The organism is Acidovorax sp. (assembly GCF_016783915.1).
Lineage (GTDB): Bacteria > Pseudomonadota > Gammaproteobacteria > Burkholderiales > Burkholderiaceae_C > Acidovorax.
Genome location: NZ_JADHVT010000060.1, coordinates 1 through 24,382, shown reverse-complemented (window position 1 = coordinate 24,382; position 24,382 = coordinate 1). Strand labels below are relative to the sequence as shown.

The following is a 24,382-nucleotide window of genomic DNA, read 5'->3' as shown; positions in this document are numbered from 1 at the left end:
ACCTGCAAGGCCGCTACGGCATGCGTGCGGGCAAGGTGCAGATGATGATCGATGGCACCGTCGTGCTGCTCGCACTGTGGGTGGTGCCGGTAGACCGTGTGGCGTATTCGGTGCTGGCGGTGCTGGTGATGAGCGGGTTTCTGTGGATCAGCCACCGGCCAGGGCGCTACGTGGGCCATTGAGCGAGACAGCCGCCAGCGCGGTGGCTGACAGTCTCGTCGGTTGAGCGCGACCCCCGGGGTTCTGAGTCCCGCCAAACGCTACGGGGCCATTCCATTCTCTGCGTCAACCCTGCTTCAGTGGGGTGCGCTTGCGCGTTCTCCCGCCCTAGAGTTCCAGGCACCCCGCCTGCACCCGCACGAGGGAGCCGGACCTATTCGTGCCTCCCGAGGGGTTGGAGTGTCCATGCAGTTCACAGACCCGGAGAACCCTTGATGTATCGAAATTTTTCTGCCATGGCCGAGGCCCTGCGTGCGAGGCTTGCCGGTGCGGCATGGGCGTTGCCTCTGGTCATGGCAGGCGCCCTGGCAGCTTGCGGCGGCGGTGGTGGGGACTCTGCCGAGCCACCGCCTCCCCCACCACCGCCCGCCGTGGTGCAGCATCCGGTGGGGGGCACGGTGACGGGGCTGACGGGCACCCTGGTACTCGCCAACGGAACGGGTGCGGAAGTGAGCATCACGGCCAGCGGCAGTTACGTCACCAACGTTGCGCAGGGGCAGGCTTACAACATTGTTGTGCGCACCCAGCCGGTGGGGCAGACCTGCGTGGTGGAAAACGGCTCGGGTGTGGTGACGGGCCCGGTCACCAACATCCTGGTGGCCTGCACCACCAACACCTATGTGGTGGGTGGGACCGTCACGGGCCTGGTGGGGGGGCTGAGGCTGCGGCTGAATGGCGCTGCAGATTTGCTGCTGACTGACAACGGCGCTTTCCGGTTTGCATCGCCGGTGCCTCACGGTAGCGCCTATGCGGTCACGGTGTATGCGCAGCCTGTGGATCAGGCCTGTACGGTCGAAGCTGGCACTGGAGTCGCCGTGGCGCCGGTCACCCAGGTGAGGGTGCTTTGCAGCACGATCTATACCCCGCCTCCGCCACCGCCCCCTCCGCCGCCAGCTCCTCCGGCGCCGGGTGGCCTGGGCATTGGCTACGGGACGAAGGCGCTGATCTTTTCGTGGACTTCGGCGCCGGGTGCAACCAGCTACACGGTGTACGAGGACCCGGATGGCGCAGGCCCGCTGACACCCGTGCAGATCGGGTCCACAGCCACCACAGGGCTGACCTATGCAGTACCGGTGCTGCTGCACCTGCGGCTGAATGCCACCTACACCGTGCAGGCCTGCAATGCCGGTGGTTGCAGCGCCCCGTCGACTTCTGTGGCGGCCGACATGGTGCGCGCCATTGGGTACTTCAAGGCGTCGGCGACCACCGCCGAAGGCCGCTTTGGCAACCGTGTGGCCTTGTCCAGCAACGGCACCACCTTGGCCGTGGGGGCGTATGGAGAGGGAGGCAACACCGGCGCGGTGTACGTCTTCACGAAGAGTGGCGCCACGTGGTCGCAGCAGGCGCGCATTGCCGCCCCCAACGGCGAGGCCAACGATTATTTTGGCAATGCCGTGGCGCTGTCTGCCGACGGCAACACGCTGGCCATCGGCGCGGATGGCGAGAGCGGCGACCAGAAGGGCACGTTTGCGACCATGCCCGCCACCAACAACCTGGCCAGCAACTCCGGCGCCGTCTATGTCTATTCCCGCACGGGCGCCGTCTGGTCGCAGCAGGCATTCATCAAGGCGAGCAACGCGGATGCCGACGATCTTTTCGGTTCATTCGTAGCCCTCTCGAACGACGGCAACACCCTGGCGGTCGGGGCCTATAACGAGGATGGTGACCTGACCGGAACACACGGCAATGCAGCCTATGCTGCGTCCGGGGCCGCCTACGTCTTTGCCCGCACGGGCACCAGCTGGGCACAGCAGAGCTACCTCAAGGCATCCAACGCAGGCGTGGGAGATTTCTTCGGCATCTACCTCAGCCTGTCTGGCGCGGGCGACACCCTGGCGGTGGGTGCGTTCTTTGAGCGCAGCGCTTTGGCGAGTGATCCTGCGGACGACACCTTGACCAATGCCGGTGCGGCTTATGTGTTCCAGCGCAATGCGGGGGCATGGTCGCAGCAGGCCTATCTGAAGGCCCCCAGTCCCCAAGCGCAGGACCGCTTCGGTGTGTCGGTCATCCTGTCAGGCGACGGCAACACGCTGGCGGTTGGCATGGATGGAGACAGCAGCAACTACACAGGCACCTTCGTCGTGCCGCCACCGCGCAACACTCTGGCACTCAACTCTGGCGCGGTGTTTGTGTTCATTCGCGCAGGTGGCGTCTGGCAGTCACAGGCGTATTTGAAAGCCTCCAACACCCGCACCCCCCATCGTTTCGGCAACAACCTGGCCATGTCCGGCGACGGCGACACGCTGGTGGTGCCGTCGTACCGGGACGACAGCAATGCGCGCGGATTCAATGGCGACCAGGCCAACACCGCCGCTGCGGATGCGGGCGCTGTGCTGGTGTTCCGCCGCAGCGCGGGCACCTGGGCGCAACAAGCCTACCTGAAGGCACCCAATACGGGCACTGGGGACCGGTTCGGTGGCCGTGTGGCGATATCGGGTGACGGCACTACCCTGGCCGTGGGGGCATCCACTGAAGACAGTGGATCGACTGGCGTTGGCGGCAATCAGTCGGACGAAAGCAGCACCAACGCGGGCGCGGTGTACCTGTACTGAAAACTGGATGATGGGAGGCAGTCAACATGCCGCCCCTTCCGCTATCAGCGAATGGCGAGGGGCTCAGCACCCCTCGGTATCCTTGTCGATTGCTTTGTCTATGAGCGTTGCACGCCTTACCGCACCCGCATGCCGGGCGTGGCGCCCGGCCAGGGGTTGAGCACGTAGATGCCGGGGTTGGCCTTTTCGTCACCATGGCTGGCGGCCAGCACCATGCCTTCGCTCACGCCAAACTTCATCTTGCGCGGGGCCAGGTTGGCCACCATCACGGTGTGCTTGCCCACCAGGTCTTCGGGCTTGTAAGCGCTGGCAATGCCGCTGAACACGTTGCGCGTGCGGCCTTCGCCCACGTCCAGCGTCAGGCGCAGCAGCTTGGTGGAGCCTTCGACCGGCTCACAGTTCACGATCAGCGCAATGCGCAGGTCGATCTTGGTGAAGTCGTCGATGGTGATGGTGGGGGCGAGTTCTTCGCCGCCAGGGTGGGAGTTGGCTGCTACGGTTTCTGTAGCTGCTGGCGCTTGTTCTGCCTGCGCCGGTGGCTCAAACAAGGCTTCGAGTTGTTCGGGGGTGACGCGCTGCATCAGGTGCTGGTAGGGCTGGATGGCCTGCACGTCGCCCGCTGCGTTCCACTGCTGCATGTTCACGCCAACAAAGCCTTGCACCGCCTGGGCCAGACCCGGCAGGACGGGGGCCAGGTAGCGGGTGAGCGTGGCAAAGGCGTTGACCAGCACCGAGCACACCTGGTGCAGGGCCTCGTTGTTGGCAGCGTCCTTGGCCAGATCCCAGGGCTTGTTCTGGTCCACATAGGCGTTGACCTTGTCGGCCAGCAGCATGATCTCGCGCGTGGCCTTGCTGTATTCCCGCGTTTCGTACATCTGCGCGATGGCGTCGCTGGCACCGCGCACCTCGGCCAGCAGGGCCGCGCCCGTGGTGCCAAATTGGTCGGTCAGCTTGCCGTCAAAGCGCTTGGTCAAGAAGCCCGCCGCCCGGCTGGCAATGTTCACGTACTTGCCGATCAAATCGCTGTTCACACGCAGCATGAAGTCTTCGGCATTGAAGTCGATGTCTTCGTTGCGTGCGCTCAGTTTGGCCGCCAGGTAGTAGCGCAGCCATTCCGCATTCATGTTCAGGCTCAGGTACTTCAGCGGGTCCAGGCCCGTGCCCCGGCTCTTGCTCATCTTCTCGCCGTTGTTCACGGTCAAAAAGCCGTGCACAAACACGTTGTTGGGCGTCTTGCGGCCGCTGAAGTGCAGCATGGCGGGCCAGAACAGCGTATGGAAGGTGACGATGTCCTTGCCGATGAAGTGGTACTGCTCCATGGCCGGGTCGGCCATGTAGGCGTCGTAGCTTTCGCCGCGCTTTTCCAGCAGGTTCTTCAGCGACGCGAGGTAGCCCACGGGCGCGTCCAGCCACACGTAGAAGTATTTACCGGGCGCGTCGGGGATCTCGATGCCGAAGTAGGGCGCGTCACGGCTGATGTCCCAGTCGCCCAGGCCTTCGCTGGTGGTGCCGTCGGGGTTGGTGCGGACGGTGAACCACTCCTTGATCTTGTTGGCCACCTCGGGCTGCAGCTTGCCGTCCTGCGTCCAGTTCTCCAGAAACTCCACGCAGCGTGGGTCCGACAGCTTGAAGAAGAAGTGCTCCGAATTCTTGAGCTCGGGCTTGGCACCCGACAGGGCTGAGAAGGGGTTGATGAGGTCGGTGGGCGCGTACACCGTGCCGCACACCTCGCAGTTGTCGCCGTACTGGTCCTTGGCGTGGCACTTGGGGCATTCGCCCTTGATGTAACGGTCGGGCAGGAACATGTTCTTCTCGGGGTCAAAGAACTGCTCGATGGTGCGCACCTCGATCAGACCACCGTCGGCGCGGTCGCGCAGGTCGCGGTAGATCTGGCGGGCCAGCTCGTGGTTTTCGGGCGCATCGGTGCTGTGCCAGTTGTCAAAGCTGATGTGAAAACCGTCCAGGTACTGCTTGCGGCCGGCAGCAATGTCGGCCACGAACTGCTGGGGCGTCTTGCCGGCCTTTTCGGCGGCAATCATGATGGGCGCGCCGTGGGTGTCGTCGGCCCCCACAAAGTTCACCGCGTGGCCCTGCATGCGCTGGTACCGCACCCAGATGTCGGCCTGGATGTATTCCATGATGTGGCCGATGTGGAAGTTGCCGTTGGCATAGGGCAGGGCGGTGGTAACGAAGAGTTTGCGGGCGGAGGTCGTCATGGAATGCGGCTTTCTCAGGCGGAACCCGTGATTTTAGGCGGTCGGCAGTGTCCTTGACCGCTGCAGGCGCTGCACCGGATAGGCCCGGTCGCGCAGGTGCCAGCCGTGGCCTGTGCGCCAGCCTCTGACGGCGCCACAATGCCCCGCAGTCAAATAATCATGAGGAGACAACACATGGCCAGAACATGGGCAACACGGGTGGGGTGGGGCGTGGGTGGCGCGATATTGGTGGTGGCTGCCTATCTGGCAACGTGGCCTGTGCCCATTCAGCCGTTGGCCTGGACTGCACCTGCCGCCCCTGGCTACCAGGGCGTGCACGCTCCCAACCAGCGTCTGGCCCAGCTGAACATCATCGACCTCAAAGACGAGGTGGGCCCCGAGCACATCGCCTTTGGCAAGGACGGCAAGCTCTACACCACCGTGCTCAGCGGCAACATTTTGCGCATGAACCCCGACGGCTCGGGTCAGGAGGTGTTTGCCAACACCGGCGGGCGGGTGCTGGGGTTCGACTTCGATGCGGCGGGCCACCTGATCGCGGCCGATGCCATCAAGGGCCTGCTGTCCATTGCGCCCGATGGCAAGGTCACCGTGCTGGCCGACAAGGTGGGCAACGACCCCATCCGCTATGCCGACGCCGTGGTGGTGGCCCAAAGCGGAAAGATGTACCTGAGCGATGCCTCCACCCGGTTTGCCCCTAAGGACTGGGGCGGTACGTTTGAGGCCAGTGTGCTCGACATCCTGGAGCAGGCCAGCACGGGCCGGGTGATCGAATACGACCCCGCCACCCGCACCGCACGCGTGGTCGCCCGGGGCATCAGCTTTGCCAACGGCGTGGCGCTGAGTCAGGACGAGAAAAGCCTGTTCGTCAACGAAACCGGCAAATACCGGGTGTGGAAGATTGCGGTGGATGCGAATGACCTCGACATTGGCCAGACCAGCCCCCAGGCCCGCGTGCTGCTCGACAACCTGCCCGGTTACCCCGACAACCTGATGCGCGGGCAGGACGGCAAGGTGTGGCTGGGCTTTGCCAAGCCACGCGGAGCCGCCATCGACAACATGGCGGGCAAGCCCTGGCTGCGCAGCCTGACCCTGCGCCTGCCGCGTGCTCTGTGGCCCATCCCCCAGCCCTACGGCCATGTGATTGCGTTCACCGACGATGGCAAGGTGGTGGCCGACCTGCAGGACCCGAGTGGCGCCTACCCCGAGACCACCGCGATCACGGAGACGGCGGACCGGTTGTATGTGCAGAGCCTGCACGCGCACGGCCTGGGGTGGCTGCCCAAGCCGTAGGGTTCAGGCCTGGGGCGTCTCAGGCGGTTTCCCCATGGTGCCGGGTCTTCACCTCGGCGCCTGTATCTGTCCACCCAAAGAACCTGCACACCTCGGCCCGCATGGCCAGGGTGTCGGCCCGGCCCAGGGCCATCAGCTCCTGCGTGTAGCCGGATTCGAACAGCAGGTAGCTGGCCAGCGCCGCGCCGCGCACATCGGCCATGTTGGACGTGACCCCCAGGGCGCCCAGCATGGTGCGCACGGGGCCGGGCAGGTCGCCCACATGGCGCGCGGCCACGGCGTCCAGGCGCTGCGATGGCGCAATCACCAGCAGCTCGATGGGGCGCAGCGCGCTGTGCAGGCGCTTTTCTTCGGGGATGAGCGACAGGGTCTGGTTGATGCGCTGCACGCGCTCCACGTCCACCGCCAGCGCATCCAGAAAGATGTTGGACAGTGCATGCCCCGCAATCTGCGCCAGGGTGGGGTAGTTGGGCGTGGGGTTGGCGGCGGCATCACCCTGGGGCTCGTGCATGCGGCCCGCACCGATCACCAGAATGCGCTCCGCCCCCAGGTGGATGGCGGGGGCGATGGGCGCCGACTGGCGCATGGAGCCGTCGCCAAAGTATTCGATGTGGTCGTCCACCTCGATGCCCTTGGCCGGAAAGATGAACGGAATGGCCGACGACGCCAGCAGATGCTCGTGTGTGATGCGGTCGCTGGCAGCCTTGCGCTGCGAGCGCACCCAGGGTTTGACGGGCGTGGCCGCTTCAAAAAAGGTGACGTGCTCGCCCGAGCTGTAGCTGGATGCCGTGACGGCCAGCGCGGTGAGGTGGCCCTTGCGGATCAGCCGGGGCAGGCGCACCAGCGGCACCATCTTGACCAGCAGCTTCTCGAGCGGGGAGTTGTCCAGCAACGAGCGCGGCCGCATGCGCCGCCAGCGTGCCAGCGCCCAGCCCAGCGACACCAGTGTGAGCCAGCGCGCACCGCTGCGCATCACGCTCAGAGAGTCGGCGCCATACACCTGGCTGGCATGGAACTGCCGCCATACGCGTGCGATGCGGCGCACCGCACGGTCAAAGTGGTCGGCCCCGCAGGCCAGCGCCGCCGCGTTGATGGCCCCCGCCGAGGTGCCGGTGATGATGGGAAAGGGGTTGGGGCCTCCGCCTTCGCCGCAGGCCTGGCGCAGGTCGGCAATGGCTTCGAGCACGCCCACCTGGTAGGCAGCGCGGGCGCCGCCGCCGGTCAGCAGCAGGCCCGTGGCGGGTGTGGAAGGCCCGGTACCAGGGGCTGCGGTGGGGATTGTGGGGGGCATGGACGGGGTGGGCGGTGTAAGGCTCCCAGTGTGGAGGGGCGCCCCGGCGCGGTTCATGTGGGAAAACCCGCATGTGCGGCCCGCCCCACACGCGGTGTTGTGGCCCTCAGCGCTGCTTGAGCAGCAGCTGCGCCACGGCATCACCCTGCAGCACCACGATGCCGTGCTCGCGGGCAAACGCCTGGGCGTTCTCGCTGACCTGACCCAGGGCGGCCACATAAACGCCCGCCGACGCATCGGCAGCGGTCATGGCTGTTTGCAGCTCCCGCAGCGGCTCCACGCCATGGGTGGCAGCCTTCCAGCGTTTGGCGCTGACCAGCGTGGTCTTGCCGCCCTGGCTCAGGCGCATGTCAGCCCCGTTGGCGTTGTTGCCTGTCAGGCGCTCCACGCTGTAGCCCGCGCGCTCCCAGGCGGTGGCCAGGGTGTCGGCAAAACTGCGCCACGGCATGCTGCCCACGGCTTCCAGCATCTCGACCACCTTGGCGGGGTTGGGCGCGCGCAGCTGCTTCCAGGCCGCCATGCAACCCACCACAAAGATGGGAAAACCCGCCAGCGCACCCACCACAAAGTATTCCTTGGGCAACAGCGCTCCGGCCGCCAGCGTGATGAGGCCCACCACCACAAAGCTGATCCACCACGGCGAGCGCAGCAGGACGGCAAACAGGGAGTTTTCGGACATCTTGAATTTCACGGGAGGCCTTTTTGGAGAGAGCTACGATGCAATGCGGTGCGCATTGTCCTTCAGCGGCAGGGGGCGGGAGCTTGGGAATAGACTACTGGCCCCACAGGAGTTATTTGAATGGCAGTCACCGAACAGGGCCTTTTGGCCGCACTTTCCAGCGTGCTGGACCCCCATACGGGCAAGGATTTTGTCAGCAGCCGCGCCCTGCGCAACCTGCAGATCACCGGTGGCGACGTGGCGTTTGACGTGGAACTGGGCTACCCCGCCAAGAGCCTGGTGCCCGAGCTGCGCCGCAGCCTGGTGGCCGCCGCCAAGGGCGTGGCGGGCGTGGACAACGTGTCGGTCAACATCACCACCAAGGTGCTGGCCCATGCCGTGCAGCGCGGCGTGCAGCTGTTGCCCCAGGTCAAGAACATCATTGCCGTAGCCTCGGGCAAGGGCGGTGTGGGCAAGAGCACCACGGCCGCCAACCTGGCCCTGGCGCTGGCGGCAGAGGGCGCCAGTGTGGGCGTGCTCGACGCCGACATCTACGGCCCCAGCCAGCCCATGATGCTGGGCATTAATCGCCGCCCTGAGAGCGACGACGGCAAGACCATGGAGCCGCTGGAGAACTACGGCGTGCAGGTCATGTCCATCGGCTTCCTGGTGGACCAGGACGAAGCCATGATCTGGCGCGGCCCCATGGCCACCCAGGCGCTGGAGCAGCTCTTGCGCCAGACCAACTGGAAAGACCTCGACTACCTCATCATCGACATGCCGCCCGGCACCGGCGACATCCAGCTCACGCTGAGCCAGCGCGTGCCCATGACGGGCGCGGTCATCGTGACCACCCCGCAGGACATCGCGCTGCTGGACGCCAAGAAGGGCATCAAGATGTTCGAGAAGGTAGGTGTGCCCATCCTGGGCATTGTGGAGAACATGGCCGCGCATGTGTGCAGCAACTGCGGCCACGTGGAGCACATCTTTGGTGCCGATGGCGGCAAGAAGATGGCCGCCGAATACAACATGGACTACCTGGGCGCTCTGCCGCTGGACATGAGCATCCGTCTGCAGGCCGACAGTGGCAAGCCCACCGTGGTGGCCGACCCCGACGGGGACGTGGCCAAGATCTACAAGAAGGTGGCACGCGACGTGGCGGTGAAGATCGCCCAGCAGGCCAAGGACTTCTCCAGCAAGTTCCCCACCATCTCGATCAGCAAGAACACCTGATCTTCCCGATCCGCCGCACCGCGCCATGAACCTGCTCGCGTCCCTGCGCTACCTGGTGGCGCTGCACGAGCACCGGCACTTTGGCCGGGCGGCGCAGGCCTGCCACATCACGCAGCCGGCGCTCTCCAACGCGTTGCGCGCGCTGGAAAAAGAGTTTGGCGTGGTGGTGGTGCGCCGGGGCCGCAGTTTTGAGGGCTTTACGCCCGAGGGCGAGCGCGTGCTCGCCACGGCCCAGCGCATGCTGCACGAGCACCAGGTGCTGCAGCAGGACCTGAGCAGCGACGCCGCACACCCGCGCGGCACCCTGCGCCTGGGCGCTGTGCCCACGGCCATGCCCATCCTGGCGCGGTTTGCCGCGCAGCTGCAGGCGCGGCACCCGGGCATCGTGCCGGTGGCGCTGTCGATGAGCTCGCAGGCGCTGGAGGCGGGGCTGGAATCCATTGCACTGGACCTGGCGCTGGGCTACACCGAGCGCATGCCTGCACGCGGCGGCCTGCTGCGGGCCTGGCCGCAGTATGTGGAGCACTATTTTTTGCTGCGCCGGGCGCCGAGCCAGCGCAAGGGGCCGGCGCGCGGGCTGCAGATAGGCCCTCCCATGGCCTGGGCCGATGCGGCGGCCTTGCCGCTGTGCCTGCTCACCCCCGAGATGCACAACCGCAGCCTGGTGGACGGTGCGTTTCGCAGCGCGGGTGCTACGGTGCGGCCCGCCATGGAAACGGATTCGGTATTGACCCTGGCGTTGAGCGTGGTGGCAGGCCAGGTGTGCAGCATCCTGCCCGGGGCGCTGGTCGATGCCGTGCGCGGCCATGACGGGTTGGAGGCGCTGCCGCTGACGGGCCCGGTGCTCACCACGGCGATTGGATTCATGTCGCACCGGCAGGTGCAGTCAACGCGTGCACTCGATGCGGCGCTGGCGCTGGCGCAAGACTCCGATTGGCTGCAGCATGCCGCCGCGCACAGCGGGTTGTTGGCAGTCCACTGACCCAGGCTCGACCCACCGCCGGGGCGGCCATAGGCGATTCGCAGGGCATCTCAAACCCGGCTGTTTCATTTGTTTTTGTGATCGACCCATGTGCATCGGCAATTTGACGCTGCATGCGCCCCTGGCCGACACTGCGGCGTCGCGCCCGGCCTATGCAGGCGCCTTCATACAAAACAACGCCCCCACGCCCCCGCTCCATGCACCTTGCCCCCGAAGCTCCTACCGTCGCCGCCGTGTCCGTCAACGACATGCGCGAACGCATTCGTCGCAAAAGCCGCCTCAAGGGCCGCCAGCCTGAAGACGCAGCGATGGCCGACGTGGCGCAGCTGCTGGGGCCGCGCCCGGTAACGGGCTTCCGTCGCGACCTGCTCATTGAATATTTGCACCGGCTGAACGACCACTTTGGCGTGTTGCACGACCGGCACCTCGTGGGGCTGGCCAAGCAGATGAATCTGCCCATGGCCGAGGTGTACGAGGTGGCCAGCTTTTATCACCACTTCGACATCGTGCGCGGCGAAGATGCGCAGGCCCCGCGCCTGTTGGTGCGGGTGTGCGACAGCCTGAGCTGCAGCCTCGCCGGCGCCGGCGAACTGCTGGCCGCGCTGCCCGAGCGCCTGCGCGCGGCAGGGCAGGGCGGCGATGTGCAGGTGGTGGCGGTGCCCTGTGTGGGCCGCTGCGAGCAGGCTCCTGTAGCGGTGGTGCACCAGTGCCCGGTGCCTCACGCCACGGTCGATGGAGTGTTGGAAGCCGTCCATTTGAAGCCTGATCGTGCGGTAGCGCTACATCCATATGCACAATCTGCTATCAATTTTGATGTGACAGCATTGGCCGGGCGCAGCGTGCCTGCGCAGCCCGATGCGATCAACCCCGCCCACACCGACCTGGCTACCTACCGCGCGCATGGTGGTTACCAGACGGCCGCTGCGCTGGTCAATGGCGAGATGGATGCCGAGGCCGTGCTTGCAGCCATGGAGGACTCGGGCCTGCGCGGATTGGGTGGCGCAGGCTTTCCGGCAGGGCGCAAGTGGCGCATCGTGCGCGACCAGCCCGCGCCACGCCTGATGGCCGTCAATATCGACGAAGGCGAGCCCGGCACCTTCAAGGACCGCACCTACCTCGAACGCGACCCGCACCGCTTTCTGGAAGGCGTGCTCATCGCTGCCCAGGTGGTGGGCACCGAGGCCATCTATATCTACCTGCGCGACGAATACCACGGCTGCCGCGCGCTGCTGCAGCGGGCGTTGGACGACCTGCGCGCCGAGCCCCCGTGCCCGCTGCCGCACATCGAACTGCGGCGCGGCGCGGGCGCCTACATCTGCGGCGAAGAGTCGGCCATGATCGAGAGCATCGAAGGCAAGCGTGGCGAACCCCGCATGCGCCCCCCCTACATCGCGCAGGTGGGGCTGTTTGGCCGGCCCACGCTGGAGCACAACTTCGAGACGCTGTACTGGGTGCGCGACATCGTCGAGCGCGGCCCCGAGTGGTTTGCCAGCTTTGGCCGCCACGGGCGCAAGGGGCTGCGCAGTTTCAGCGTGAGCGGCCGGGTGAAGCACCCTGGCGTCAAGCTCGCTCCGGCGGGCATCACGGTGCAGGAACTCATCGACGAATACTGCGGCGGCATGCTGGATGGCCACCAGCTTTATGCCTACCTGCCCGGCGGCGCCTCGGGCGGCATCTTGCCCGCGAGTCTGAGCCACATCCCGCTGGACTTCGACACGCTGCAGCCCTGCGGCTGCTTCATTGGCTCCGCCGCCGTCATCGTGCTCAGCCAGTACGACCGGGCGCGCGATGCAGCGCTGAACGTGATGCGGTTTTTTGAACACGAAAGCTGCGGCCAGTGCACACCCTGCCGTGTGGGCACGGCCAAGGCCGCCGCGCTGATGGAAGCGCCGCAGTGGGATGCCGACCTGCTGGACGATCTGGCACAGGTGATGGCCGATGCGTCCATCTGCGGCCTGGGCCAGGCGGCGCCCAACCCCATCCGCTGCATCCACAAATACTTCCCGCACGAGGTGGGCGAGGGGCCCTGGCCAGGCGACCTGCCCAAGCCGCGCAACAGCCCGCTCACCGAGCAATTGCCCGGAGGGTTGCAGCCATGAGCGCCGTGTTGACATCTACTGCGGTGCAGTCCGGCGTGGCCTTCGAGCTGGACGGCCAGCCCGTCACTGCCCACGCTGGCGAAACTATTCTGAAAGCCGCGCAGCGCCACGGCGTGAACATCCCGCATCTTTGCTACACCGACGGCCTGCGGTCCGACGGCAACTGCCGCGCCTGCGTGGTCGAGATCGCAGGCGAGCGCACGCTGGCGCCCAGCTGCTGCCGCGCTCCGACCGAAGGCATGAAGGTGCAGGCAGCCAGCCCGCGTGCCCGCAAGAGTCAGCAGATGGTGGTGGAGATGTTGCTGTCGGACATGCCGGACGTGGGCTACCAATGGAATGATGGGGCTGCAGATACTCCTGAATTGATAGCTGGTAGCACATATACATCTAGCGCTATAGGTGAATTGGGTTCAAAAACTGCCCCAACGGTAGGCCAGCACGGCGAACTGAGCACCTGGGCCAGCCGCCTGGGCGTCACCGTGCGCCCAGCGCTCCAAGCCCTTCGCCGCGAGCAACCCGCGCCCGATCTGAGCCATCCGGCCATGGCGGTGAATCTGGATGCCTGCATCCAGTGCAACCGCTGCGTGCGCGCCTGCCGCGAGGAACAGGTCAACGACGTGATCGGCTACGCGCTGCGCGGGGCAGACAGCAAGATCGTCTTCGACCTGGACGACCCCATGGCCGAGAGCACCTGCGTGGCCTGCGGCGAATGTGTGCAGGCCTGCCCCACGGGCGCGCTCAGCCCCAAGACGCACATCGGCTCCCAAAAGGTGGACCGCAAGGTCGACTCGGTCTGCCCGTTCTGTGGCGTGGGCTGCCTCATCACCTACAACGTGCGCGATGAAAAAATCATCAGCGTCGAAGGGCGCGACGGCCCGGCCAACCACGGCCGCCTGTGCGTGAAGGGGCGCTTTGGCTTCGACTACGCCCACCACCCTGACCGCCTCACGGTGCCGCTGATCCGCAAGAGCGGCGTGCCCAAGGAGGTGCGGCCCTACGGCGCCGACTGGCGCGACACCTTCCGCGAGGCGAGCTGGGATGAGGCGCTGGACTTGACCGCGGGCACGCTCAAAAACCTGCGCGACACGCACGGCCCCAAGGCGCTGGCGGGCTTCGGCTCGGCCAAGGGCAGCAACGAAGAGGCCTACCTGTTCCAGAAGCTGGTGCGCACCGGCTTTGGCAGCAACAACGTGGACCACTGCACCCGGCTGTGCCACGCCTCCAGCGTGGCCGCGCTGCTCGAAGGCGTGGGCTCCGGCGCGGTGAGCAACCCCGTGAACGACGTGGAGCATGCCGAGCTGATCTTCGTGATCGGCTCCAACCCCACGGCCAATCACCCCGTGGCCGCCACCTGGATGAAAAACGCCGCACAGCGTGGCGCAAAGATCGTGCTGGCCGACCCGCGCGTGACCGACATTGGCCGCCATGCGTGGCGCACCCTGCAGTTCAAGGCCGACACCGACGTGGCCATGCTCAATGCGCTGATCCACACGGTGATTGATGAAGGGCTGGTGGATGAGGCCTTCATCCAGGATCGCGCCAACAACTTCGAGGCACTCAAGGCCAACGTGATGGGCTGCAGCCCCGAGGCCATGGCACCCGTGTGCGGCGTCCCGGCCGAGACGCTGCGCGAGGTAGCGCGGGCGTTTGCCATGGCCAAGTCCTCTATGATCCTCTGGGGCATGGGCGTGAGCCAGCACATCCACGGCACCGACAACGCGCGCTGCCTGATCGCGCTGTGCGCCGTCACCGGCCAGATCGGCAAGCCGGGCTCGGGCCTGCACCCGCTGCGCGGCCAGAACAACGTGCAGGGCGCGAGCGACGCGGGCCTGATCCCGATGATGTTCCCCAACTACCAGCGCGTGGACAACGCCGGCGCACATGCGTGGTTCGAAGACTTCTGGGGCACCAAGCTGGACGAGGCACCGGGCTACACCGTGGTCGAGATCATGCACAAGGCCCTGGCGCCCGACAGCGACCCGCACAAGGTGCGCGGCATGTACATCATGGGCGAGAACCCCGCCATGAGCGACCCCGACCTGAACCACGCGCGCCACGCGCTGGCCAGCCTGCAGCACCTGGTGGTGCAGGACATCTTTTTGACCGAAACCGCGTGGCTGGCCGACGTGGTGCTGCCCGCCAGCGCCTGGCCCGAGAAGACCGGCACGGCCAGCAACACCGACCGCATGGTGCAGATGGGCCGCCGCGCGCTGAACCCCCCGGGCGATGCTCGGCCCGACCTGTGGATCATTCAGCAGATGGCCCAGCGGATGGGCCTTCGCTGGAACTACGAAGGCGAAGAGTCGGGCGTGGCTGCCGTGTACGACGAAATGCGCCAGGCCATGCACGCCAGCATCCAAGGCATCACCTGGGACCGCCTGGAGCGCAACTCCAGCGTGACCTACCCGTGTATGACCGAAGACGACCCGGGCCAGCCCATCGTCTTCACCGAAAAATTCCCCACGCCCACGGGTCGCCTGCAGCTGGTGCCCGCCAGCGTGATCCCGGCGGCGGAAAAACCCGATGCCGACTACCCCCTGGTGCTCATCACGGGCCGCCAGCTGGAGCACTGGCACACCGGCAGCATGACGCGGCGCAGCACGGTGCTCGACGCCATCGAGCCCATGGCCACCGCGTCGCTGCATGGCGATGAACTGGACCGGCTGGGCGTGCAGCCCGGTGCGCTGGTGGGCATTCGCTCACGGCGCGGCATGGTGCAGGTGCGCGTGCGGCGCGACGATGGCACGCCGCGTGGCACTGTGTTCATGCCGTTTGCGTATGTGGAGGCGGCGGCCAATCTGCTCACCAACGCGGCGCTCGATCCGTTCGGCAAGATCCCGGAGTTCAAGTACTGCGCGGTGGCGGTGGAGGTCTTGCAGACCCCTGGCGGTCCGGCCTGACGCCGCGCGATCTGTACGCTGGCTGTGGGGCTTTGCGCGGCGCGCTGCGGGTAAGGGGTTACTCCGGGGTACAGTCGCAGCCCATGACTGAGCGCCCCTACACCGACGTTGCCGTGATCATGCGGTGCGAGCACATCGACAACCGCTGGCAGCCCTGGCGGTGGTCGCTGGCCGAGGTGGTGATCCATGAGCCCACCTTTGGTACCGAACCCCGCCCGCTGATCCAGGACGAGCAGGAGCAGCGCTGGCTGTTTCCGGGCTTTCGCGTGGAGCTGTTTCGCGACGATGCCGAGGGTTACCACCTGAACCTCACCTCTCCCGCGCCCTGCTGGTTTGTGATGTGGCGCCGCGATGAAGACCCCGGCACGGGCGAGGTCCCACTGGCCCGCCCTGTGGCGGTGAGCCTGAGCTACCACGATGCTGGCCGCTGGCTGGACGCACAGGAAACCGTCGAGCAGGTGCCCGCCGATCCCGAGGTGGTGGAGGCGCTGCGCGCCTTTGTGGCCGAGCACTACCAGCCAGAGCCCAAGCGCCGCAAGCGCCCCGAGAGCTTTCGCACGCTGCAGGACCGCTTCGGCAACCCCGCGTCGGTGTCCACCGACAAGCCGCGTGGCGGCGGAGGCGGAGGTGGCGGCCATGGCTGATGGATTCCTCGGTCGCTGGTCGCGCCGCAAGCAGGACGTGCTGGCGGGCAAGCCGGTGCAAGACCCGCCGCCGCCCGCACCCGCCCCCCAGGTGGCAGCGCCCGCACCAGCGCCGGTGGCCACCGTGGCAGCGCCAGCCGCGCCTGCACCCCCCGCCCCAGAGCTGCCACCACCGCCTACGTTGGCCGACGCTGAGGCGCTCACGCCCGCATCCGACTTCAAACCCTTTGTGGCCCGTGCCGTATCGCCCGAGGTGCGCAATCTGGCCATGAAGAAGCTGTTTGCCGACCCGCATTTCAACGTGATGGATGGTCTGGACATCTACATCGGCGACTACACCCAGCCTGACCCGCTGCCCGCAGGCATGCTGCGCAAGATGGCCAGCGCGCACGCGCTGGGCTTTTTTGACCACGAGAAAAAAGCCGCGGCCTCTGCGCAGGGGCTGCCAGGCGATCTGGCGCAGGATGCGGCCCCCGTGGCCCCAATATCCCCGCCGGCCAGTCAGCCTCGGGATGATGCGGAGGCGCAAACCCCTGCAGACGTGGCACAGTCCCGGGTATGCAACGCTGTTCCTAGCGTTTCCTCTAGCGAGCCTGAGGTGGCCCCACGCTCCGCCCAGGATGCGGTGGTCACACCAGCCAGCCATACCCACAATGACCACGACGCTCATCTGCGACTGCAACCAGACGATGCCTCTCAACGCCAAGGCGTTGGGCGAGGCACTGCATGAAGACCTGACCCTTCACTCCACCCTGTGTCGACGCGACGCCGGGGCGTTCCAAAAGGCCATCCAGTCGGGCGACGACGTGGTGGTGGCCTGCACCCAGGAGCAGCGCCTGTTTGGCGACCTGGGCCAGCAGACCGAAGGCGCGGTGTCGCCCATCCGGTTTGTGAATATCCGCGAAACCGGTGGCTGGAGCCGCGATGCCGCTAAGGCCAGCCCCAAGATCGCCGCGCTTTTGGCAGCCGCCCGGCTGCCCGACCCCCCTCCCGTGCCCACGGTTACTTACAAGAGCACGGGCCGCCTGCTCATCATTGGCCCGCTTGACCAGGCCGAGCAGGCCGCTGCCCTGGTGTCGGACGTGCTGGATGTGACGCTGTTCACCCAGGGCCCTGGCAACGCTGGTGGCGCGCAGGCGCGGCGCTATCCGGTGCTGGGTGGTCGCATCACGGGCCTCACTGGCTGGCTGGGTGCGTTTGAGCTGCAATGGGCGGCTGACAACCCCATCGACCTGGACCTTTGCACGCGCTGCAACGCCTGTGTGGCGGCCTGCCCCGAAAACGCCATTGGCCTCGACTACCAGATCGACCTGGCCGCCTGCCAGTCGCACCGCGCCTGCGTGAAGGTGTGCCAGGTGGCGGGTGCCATCGACTTCACCCGCGACGCCACTGCGCAGACCGAGCGCTTTGATCTGGTGCTGGACCTGCGTTCGGCCACCGCTACGCCCACCTTCTTGCAGCACGCGCTGCCGCAGGGTTATCTGCGCTGGGACGGGCGTGACCTGGCTACGCTGCTGAAGCTGCGGGAGCTGGTGGGCGAGTTCGAGAAGCCCAAATTTTTTGTTTACAAACAAAAACTCTGCGCCCACAGCCGCAACGAGACCGTGGGTTGCAACGCCTGTGTGGACATCTGCTCGGCCGAGGCCATTGCCAGCGACAAGAGCCGTCAGCAAATCAAGGTGAACCCCAACCTGTGTGTGGGCTGCGGCGCCTGCACCACCGTGTGCCCCACTGGCGCGCTGACCTATGCCTACCCCAGTGCGACGGAGCAGGGCACCAAGCTCAAGACCCTGTTGTCCACTTACACCGCTGCCGGTGGCAAGGATGCCGTGCTGCTGCTGCACAGCCAGGAGCGCGGCCAGACGCTGGTGGAAGAGCTGGGCCGTGCCGCCCAGTTGAAACTGGCGCAGGGCGTGCCTGCCAACGTGATCCCGGTGGCGCTGTGGCACACGGCCAGCACTGGGGTGGACCTGTGGCTCAGCGCCATTGCCTACGGCGCTTCACAGGTGGTGGTGCTCTCGACCCAGGAGGAGGCACCGCAGTACCTGGACGGATTGCAGGCGCAGATGGATGTGGCGCAGGCCCTCTTGCGCGGGCTGGGCTACACCGGCACCCATGTGCAACTGCTGCGCGCCGCGCACCCCACCGAACTCGACGCAGCATTGCAGGCTCTGGGCCAGACGCGCCAGAAGACCCCGGCCGTGGCCGCGCGTTTTGCGGTGGCGCAGGAAAAACGCAGCACGCTGGAGATGGCGCTGGACCACCTGATCGAGCAGGCCCCCTTGTCCGTGGCTGAGCGGCCTGCGGCCATTGCCTTGCCCGCAATAGGGTCTCCCCTGGGCACCATTGAGGTCAACAAGGATCGCTGCACTCTGTGCCTGAGCTGCGTGAGCGCCTGCCCCGCCAGCGCGCTACAGGACAACCCGCAGCTGCCGCAGCTGCGCTTCATTGAAAAGAACTGCGTGCAGTGTGGCCTGTGTGCCACCACCTGCCCTGAAGACGCCATCACCCTGCAGCCGCGCCTGCTGCTCACGCCCGAGCGTGCGCAATTGCGTGTGCTCAACGAGGCCAAGCCCTGGGCCTGTGTGCGCTGCAGCAAGCCGTTTGGCACGGTCAAGGCCATCGAGGCCATGTTGGGCAAGCTGTCGGGCCACCCCATGTTCCAGGGCGAGGCGCTGGAGCGCCTGAAGATGTGCAGCGACTGCCGCGTGATCGACCTGTATTCCGCACAAAACGAGACGAAAGTGACTGACCTGTGAGCGCCCCATCCACCTTGACCCCCCTGGGCGGCAGCTCTGCGCTCGACGAGGAAACCGCCCGTGCCGAGCTGTATGGCCTGCTGTCGCAGCTGTACTACGCCGCGCCTGGCCCGGAGCTGCTGTCGGCCCTGCGGGTGGCAGTGACGGAGGCGCCTGCCGATGGCGGCTTTTTGCAGGAGCCCTGGCAGCAACTGGTGGCGGCGTCGCGTGCGCTCAGCGATGCGGCCATCGCGCAGGAGTTTGACCGGCTCTTTGGCGGCGTGGGCAAGCCCGAGGTGTTTTTGTATGGTTCGCACTACCTCAGCGGGTTTCTCAACGAAAAGCCGCTGGCGCGCCTGCGCACCGATCTGCAGCAACTGGGCCTGGCGCGGGATGAAACGATGCCCGAAACCGAAGACCATGTGGCCTACCTGCTGGAGGTGATGCGCTATCTGATCGCCGGAGACGATGTAGCTGTCTGCAACCTGACATCGCAGCGTGAATTTTTTTCAACCCATTTGCAGCCCTGGATCCTGCAGTTGTGCGATGCCCTTGCTGCACAGCCACAGGCCTCGTTCTACCTGGCGGTAGCCCACTTCACCCGCGCGTTTGTGTCGGTGGAAACCCAGGGCTTCGACATGTTGGATTGACCCTTTCAGATGCTCGTAAACCCTCGATATGTCGCTATAAAAGATGAGTGTGTTACTGGGAGTTGTAAAGCTCCATGGCAGGTTTTTACACACTGACATAGACTGTATGAATTCCGTTTCATAGCTGCCAGCCTTTCTGGAGACAAGCATGCAGAACCGCCAGCCAAATTCCTCACGCCGGAGCTTCTTTTCCGGCGCCGCCACCGTAGGGGCTGCCGCAGCAGCCGTTGTGGCACTCCCCCATGTTGCACCGTCGGATGCCGTGGTGTCCGAGCCCGCTCGCGTCGCACCCGAAAAGGGCGGTGGCTACCACCTGTCTGCCCGCGTGAAGCAGTACTACAAGACCACCCAACTTTGACATCGGGGCACGCCATGTTGCTAACCAAGAAGTCTTCTCATTCCGTGCAGGGCAACAGCTCTGCGTCGCCTTTTGTGCACAGCCTGCGCCGTGGCCTGTCGCAAGCTCTGCCCACCATGGACCGCCGTTCGTTCCTGCGCCGCTCCGGCCTGGGAGTGGGTGTAGGTATTGCCGCCTCGCAACTCACGCTGGTCAAAAAATCCAACGCTGCTGAAGGTGCCAAGGTTGGCATCGGCGACAGCAAGATCGAAGTGCGCCGCACCGTGTGCACCCACTGTTCAGTGGGTTGCGCGGTCGATGCCGTGGTCGAGAACGGCGTGTGGGTGCGCCAGGAGGCGGTGTTCGACTCGCCCATCAACCTGGGTGCCCACTGCGCCAAGGGCGCAGCCCTGCGCGAGCACGGCCATGGCGAGTACCGCCTGCGTTACCCCATGAAGCTGGTCAACGGCAAGTACGAGCGCATCAGCTGGGACACTGCCCTGAACGAAATCACGGCCAAGATGCAGGAGCTGCGCAAGGCCAGCGGCCCCGACAGCGTGTACTTTGTGGGTTCGTCCAAGCACAACAACGAGCAGGCTTACCTGCTGCGCAAGTTCGTGAGTTTCTGGGGGACCAACAACTGTGACCACCAGGCGCGCATCTGCCACTCCACCACTGTGGCGGGCGTGGCCAATACATGGGGCTACGGCGCCATGACCAATTCGTACAACGACATGCAAAACAGCAAGGTCGCTTTGTACATCGGCTCCAACGCAGCCGAAGCCCACCCGGTGTCCATGCTGCACATGCTGCACGCCAAGGAAACTGGTTGCAAGATGATCGTGGTGGACCCGCGCTTCACGCGCACGGCGGCCAAGGCCGACGAATACGTGCGCATCCGCTCCGGCACCGACATTCCCTTCCTGTTTGGTGTGCTGTACCACATCTTCAAGAACGGCTGGGAAGACAAGAAGTACATCAACGACCGTGTCTATGGCATGGACAAGGTGCGAGACGAAGTGCTGGCCAAGTGGACACCTGACAAGGTGGAAGAGGCTTGCGGCGTCAAGGAAGACCAGGTTTTCAAGGTCGCCAAGATGCTGCACGAGAACAACCCCGGCACCATCGTGTGGTGCATGGGCCAGACGCAGCACACCATCGGCAATGCCATCGTGCGTGCATCGTGCATCTTGCAGCTGGCTTTGGGCAACGTGGGCAAGAGCGGCGGCGGCACCAACATCTTTCGCGGTCACGACAACGTGCAGGGTGCCACCGACGTGGGCCCCAACCCTGACTCGCTGCCCGGCTACTACGGCCTGGCTGAAGGCTCGTGGAAGCATTTCGCTGCTGTGTGGGGTGTGGACTTCGAGTGGATCAAGAAGCAGTATGCGTCGCCCGCGATGATGACCAAGAACGGCATCACCGTGTCGCGCTGGATCGACGGTGTGCTGGAGAACAACGAACTGATCGACCAGGACTCCAACTTGCGCGGCGTGTTTTTCTGGGGCCATGCTCCCAACTCGCAGACCCGTGGTCTCGAGATGAAGCGCGCGATGGACAAGCTGGACCTGCTGGTGGTGGTGGACCCTTATCCATCCGCCACGGCCGCCATGGCTGCCATGCCCGGCAAGGCCGAAGACCTGAACCCCAACCGCGCGGTGTACCTGCTGCCGGCTGCCACGCAGTTCGAGACCAGCGGTTCGTGCACGGCATCGAACCGTTCGCTGCAGTGGCGCGAGAAGGTGATAGACCCGCTGTGGGAGAGTCGCTCCGATCACATGATCATGTATCAGTTCGCGCAAAAGCTTGGCTTTGCCGACGAACTCGTCAAGAACTACAAGATGCAGAAGGTCAAGGGCATGGACGAGCCTGTGCCCGAGGACATCCTGCGCGAGATCAACAAGTCGGTCTGGACCATTGGGTACACCGGCCAGAGCCCTGAGCGCCTGAAGGCCCACATGAAGAACATGCACCTGTTCGATGTGAAGACCCTGAAGGCCAAGGGCGGCAAGGACAAGGAGACTGGTTACGACTTTGGCGGCGACTATTTTGGCCTGCCATGGCCCTGCTATGGCACGCCGGAGCTCAAGCACCCAGGCTCGCCCAATCTGTACGACACCTCCAAGCATGTGATGGAAGGCGGCGGCAACTTCCGCGCCAACTTCGGCGTGGAAAAGGATGGCGTCAACCTGCTGGCAGAGGACGGCTCCCATTCGGTGGGCAGCGAGATCACCACGGGCTACCCCGAGTTCGACCACGTGCTGCTCAAGAAGCTGGGCTGGTGGGACGATCTGAGCGATGCCGAAAAGGCCAAGGCCGAGGGAAAGAACTGGAAGACCGACCCCACGGGCGCGATCATCCGGGTGGCCCTCAAGCACGGTTGTCATCCGTTCGGCAACGCCAAGGCACGCGCTGTGGTGTGGAACTTCCCTGACGCCATTCCGCAGCACCGTGAGCCTCTGTATGGCACGCGTCCTGACCTCATGGCCAAGTACCCCACCCACGACGACAAGAAGGCCTTCTGGCGCCTGCCTACCCTGTACAAGAGCGTGCAGGAGAAAAACGTGGCCGACAAGGTGCACGAGAAATTCCCGCTCATCATGAGCTCGGGCCGACTCGTGGAGTACGAAGGCGGCGGCGAGGAAACCCGCTCCAACCCCTGGCTGGCGGAGCTGCAGCAGGAATCGTTCGTCGAGATCAACCCCAAGACGGCGGCCGACCGGGGCATCCGCAACGGCGAGCGTGTGTGGCTCAGTTCTCCCACCGGCGCACGCATCAACGTGCAGGCACTCGTCACCGAGCGGGTGGCACCCGATACCGTGTGGATGCCGTTCCACTTCTCGGGCCGCTGGCAAGGGGCGGACATGCTGGCGTATTACCCCAAGGGTGCGGCGCCTGTGGTGCGCGGTGAGGCTGTGAACACGGCCACCACCTATGGCTACGACAGCGTGACCATGATGCAAGAAACCAAGACCACGATCTGCAACGTGGAACGCGCCTGATCGCGCCACGCAAGGAGATACACACATGGCACGAATGAAATTCATCTGTGACGCAGAGCGCTGCATCGAATGCAACGGCTGCGTGACCGCCTGCAAGAACGAACACGAAGTACCCTGGGGCGTGAACCGCCGCCGCGTGGTCACGCTCAACGACGGTGTGCCGGGCGAGAAGTCCATCTCGGTGGCCTGCATGCACTGCAGCGATGCACCCTGCATGGCGGTGTGCCCCGTCAACTGCTTCTACCGCACCGAAGAGGGTGTGGTGTTGCACGACAAGGACGTGTGCATTGGCTGCGGCTACTGCAGCTATGCCTGCCCCTTTGGCGCGCCGCAGTTCCCTTCGTCGGGCACCTTTGGTGTGCGCGGCAAGATGGACAAATGCACGTTTTGCGCCGGTGGCCCCGAGGCACATGGCAGCCAGGCGGAGTTTGAAAAATACGGCCGCAACCGCCTGGCCGAGGGCAAGCTGCCTGCCTGTGCAGAAATGTGTTCTACCAAGGCCCTGCTGGCCGGTGACGGCGATGTGGTGGCGGATATCTTCCGCAACCGCGTGGTGCAGCGTGGCAAGGGCGCCGAGGTGTGGGGCTGGGGTACTGCCTACGGTTCGCAACAAGCAGGTCAGCCTGCAGGAGGCAAGTCATGATGCAGCGCACCGTTCAATGGACCCTGGCTGCCGCAGTGGCCGTGTTGTCACTCAGCGCCTGCACCGAGAAGCCACAGACAGGCATGGGCGTCCGCAGCGATGCTCCGCCTTACGCGGGCACCGGCAGCAACTTCACGCAGCCTGGCTGGAAAGCCGGTGACAAAACCAGCTGGGAAGCGCAGTTGAAAGCGCGCCAGCAGTACGGGCAGAACGAATACACCCGCACCCAGGCGAAGTGAGGTCCACCATGAAATACATCGTGTGGTCCATGGCCTTAGTGGCCAGTCTGGCCTGGGGGCTGGCTAGCGCCCAGACGCCGCCGGCTGCGCCGGACGCATCCGTGGCGGCTCCTGCAGCCACTGCTGCACCGGCTGCGGTGGGCGGCGTGCAAAGCCAGAACATCTTTCAGGTCAAACCCGACGCCAGCGCCGACCCCCAATACGCCGAGCAGACCAACGGCGAGCGCATGAAGGTGCAGCCCGGCAACAACGCGCCCATGTGGCGCCAGGTGGGGCAAGGCGTGACGGGTTACAGCAGCCTGCCCGTAACCCAGGCGCCCGAGGCGGGTAACCTGATCCAGCGCTTTGTGCAGTACCCCGGCTCGCGGGTGACCAATGCGGGCGAAGCCTGGCGCCAGGTGCGCAACAACTGGATCATTCCTTACGGTGGTTCGCTGTTGCTGATCGTGGCGGGGGCGATTGCGCTGTTTTACTGGCGCAAGGGCATGATCATGCTGCACGGCGCCGAGACGGGCCGGAAGATCGAGCGTTTTACGCCCTTCGAACGGTCTGCGCATTGGGCCAACGCGATTGCCTTCGTGGCACTGGCGTTGTCTGGTCTGGTGATGGCGTTTGGCAAGTTCTTCCTGCTTCCTGTGATGGGCAGCACGCTGTTTGGCTGGCTCACTTACGCGCTCAAGAACGTCCAT

17 protein-coding genes and 2 pseudogenes are annotated in these 24,382 nt (G+C 65.4%); 16 read left to right on the top strand and 3 right to left on the bottom strand.

Annotated elements, in window-relative coordinates; genetic code table 11:
• Together ISS20_RS12815 and ISS20_RS12810 are read left to right on the top strand one after the other, a co-directional pair.
• A pseudogene (locus ISS20_RS12815) lies at positions 1-182 on the top strand (YitT family protein); the annotation flags it as partial.
• Positions 183-434: 252 nt separating this feature from the next.
• Entirely contained in the window at positions 435-2,771 is a 2,337-nt protein-coding gene (locus ISS20_RS12810) for an integrin (protein ID WP_291437139.1), read from the top strand.
• 116 nt (positions 2,772-2,887) lie between these two features.
• On the opposite strand, the gene metG is transcribed toward ISS20_RS12810, so the two are convergent.
• Positions 2,888-4,987, bottom strand: coding sequence for a methionine--tRNA ligase (gene metG / locus ISS20_RS12805; RefSeq protein WP_192420225.1), 2,100 nt, complete (start codon positions 4,985-4,987; stop codon positions 2,888-2,890).
• A 174-nt stretch (positions 4,988-5,161) separates the two neighbouring features.
• On the opposite strand from metG, the gene ISS20_RS12800 reads away from it, so the two are divergent.
• Positions 5,162-6,277 (top strand): SMP-30/gluconolactonase/LRE family protein, encoded by a 1,116-nt coding sequence (locus ISS20_RS12800; protein WP_056746770.1) that lies wholly within the window; start codon positions 5,162-5,164, stop codon positions 6,275-6,277.
• Between the two features lie 19 nt (positions 6,278-6,296).
• On the opposite strand, the gene ISS20_RS12795 is transcribed toward ISS20_RS12800, so the two are convergent.
• Entirely contained in the window at positions 6,297-7,568 is a 1,272-nt protein-coding gene (locus tag ISS20_RS12795; protein ID WP_291437133.1) for a patatin-like phospholipase family protein, read from the bottom strand.
• A gap of 106 nt (positions 7,569-7,674) precedes the next feature.
• Positions 7,675-8,247 carry a restriction endonuclease gene (locus tag ISS20_RS12790; RefSeq protein WP_291437131.1) on the bottom strand — a complete coding sequence of 191 codons (573 nt, stop codon included), beginning with the start codon at positions 8,245-8,247 and terminating at the stop codon, positions 7,675-7,677.
• A gap of 120 nt (positions 8,248-8,367) precedes the next feature.
• Here ISS20_RS12790 and apbC point away from each other — a divergent pair, with 120 nt between their 5' ends.
• The 13 genes and pseudogenes from apbC to ISS20_RS12725 all read left to right on the top strand — a co-directional run.
• Complete coding sequence (gene apbC / locus ISS20_RS12785; RefSeq protein ID WP_291437129.1) at positions 8,368-9,459, top strand: iron-sulfur cluster carrier protein ApbC; 1,092 nt, start codon at positions 8,368-8,370, stop codon at positions 9,457-9,459.
• A gap of 25 nt (positions 9,460-9,484) precedes the next feature.
• The gene (locus ISS20_RS12780; protein WP_291437127.1) at positions 9,485-10,441 is read left to right on the top strand and encodes a LysR substrate-binding domain-containing protein; all 957 of its coding nucleotides are present in this window, start codon (positions 9,485-9,487) and stop codon (positions 10,439-10,441) included.
• Between the two features lie 197 nt (positions 10,442-10,638).
• Positions 10,639-12,540 (top strand): NADH-ubiquinone oxidoreductase-F iron-sulfur binding region domain-containing protein, encoded by a 1,902-nt coding sequence (locus ISS20_RS12775; protein WP_291437125.1) that lies wholly within the window; start codon positions 10,639-10,641, stop codon positions 12,538-12,540.
• Complete coding sequence (gene fdhF, locus ISS20_RS12770) at positions 12,537-15,440, top strand: formate dehydrogenase subunit alpha (protein WP_291437124.1); 2,904 nt, start codon at positions 12,537-12,539, stop codon at positions 15,438-15,440. Before ISS20_RS12775 ends, fdhF begins: the two co-directional genes overlap by 4 nt.
• Before the next feature lie 83 nt (positions 15,441-15,523).
• Complete coding sequence (locus tag ISS20_RS12765; RefSeq protein WP_291437122.1) at positions 15,524-16,084, top strand: DUF3305 domain-containing protein; 561 nt, start codon at positions 15,524-15,526, stop codon at positions 16,082-16,084.
• The gene (locus ISS20_RS12760) at positions 16,077-16,814 is read left to right on the top strand and encodes a DUF3306 domain-containing protein (RefSeq protein ID WP_291437120.1); all 738 of its coding nucleotides are present in this window, start codon (positions 16,077-16,079) and stop codon (positions 16,812-16,814) included. The genes ISS20_RS12765 and ISS20_RS12760 overlap by 8 nt, the downstream gene beginning before the upstream one ends.
• The gene (locus ISS20_RS12755; RefSeq protein ID WP_291437141.1) at positions 16,774-18,843 is read left to right on the top strand and encodes a 4Fe-4S binding protein; all 2,070 of its coding nucleotides are present in this window, start codon (positions 16,774-16,776) and stop codon (positions 18,841-18,843) included. The genes ISS20_RS12760 and ISS20_RS12755 overlap by 41 nt, the downstream gene beginning before the upstream one ends.
• Positions 18,840-19,472: a molecular chaperone TorD family protein gene (locus tag ISS20_RS12750; protein ID WP_291437118.1), complete on the top strand. Its 633-nt coding sequence runs from the start codon at positions 18,840-18,842 to the stop codon at positions 19,470-19,472. Before ISS20_RS12755 ends, ISS20_RS12750 begins: the two co-directional genes overlap by 4 nt.
• Positions 19,473-19,620: 148 nt before the next feature.
• Positions 19,621-19,830, top strand: a complete 210-nt coding sequence (locus ISS20_RS12745; protein ID WP_291437116.1) for a formate dehydrogenase — start codon at positions 19,621-19,623, stop codon at positions 19,828-19,830.
• 14 nt (positions 19,831-19,844) lie between these two features.
• Positions 19,845-22,811, top strand: a complete 2,967-nt coding sequence (locus ISS20_RS12740) for a formate dehydrogenase subunit alpha (RefSeq protein ID WP_291437114.1) — start codon at positions 19,845-19,847, stop codon at positions 22,809-22,811.
• Positions 22,812-22,836: 25 nt separating this feature from the next.
• Entirely contained in the window at positions 22,837-23,454 is a 618-nt protein-coding gene (gene fdh3B / locus ISS20_RS12735) for a formate dehydrogenase FDH3 subunit beta (protein WP_108616030.1), read from the top strand.
• Positions 23,451-23,693, top strand: a complete 243-nt coding sequence (locus tag ISS20_RS12730) for a hypothetical protein (RefSeq protein ID WP_291437107.1) — start codon at positions 23,451-23,453, stop codon at positions 23,691-23,693. The genes fdh3B and ISS20_RS12730 overlap by 4 nt, the downstream gene beginning before the upstream one ends.
• An 8-nt stretch (positions 23,694-23,701) precedes the next feature.
• Positions 23,702-24,382, top strand: a pseudogene (locus ISS20_RS12725) (formate dehydrogenase subunit gamma); the annotation flags it as partial.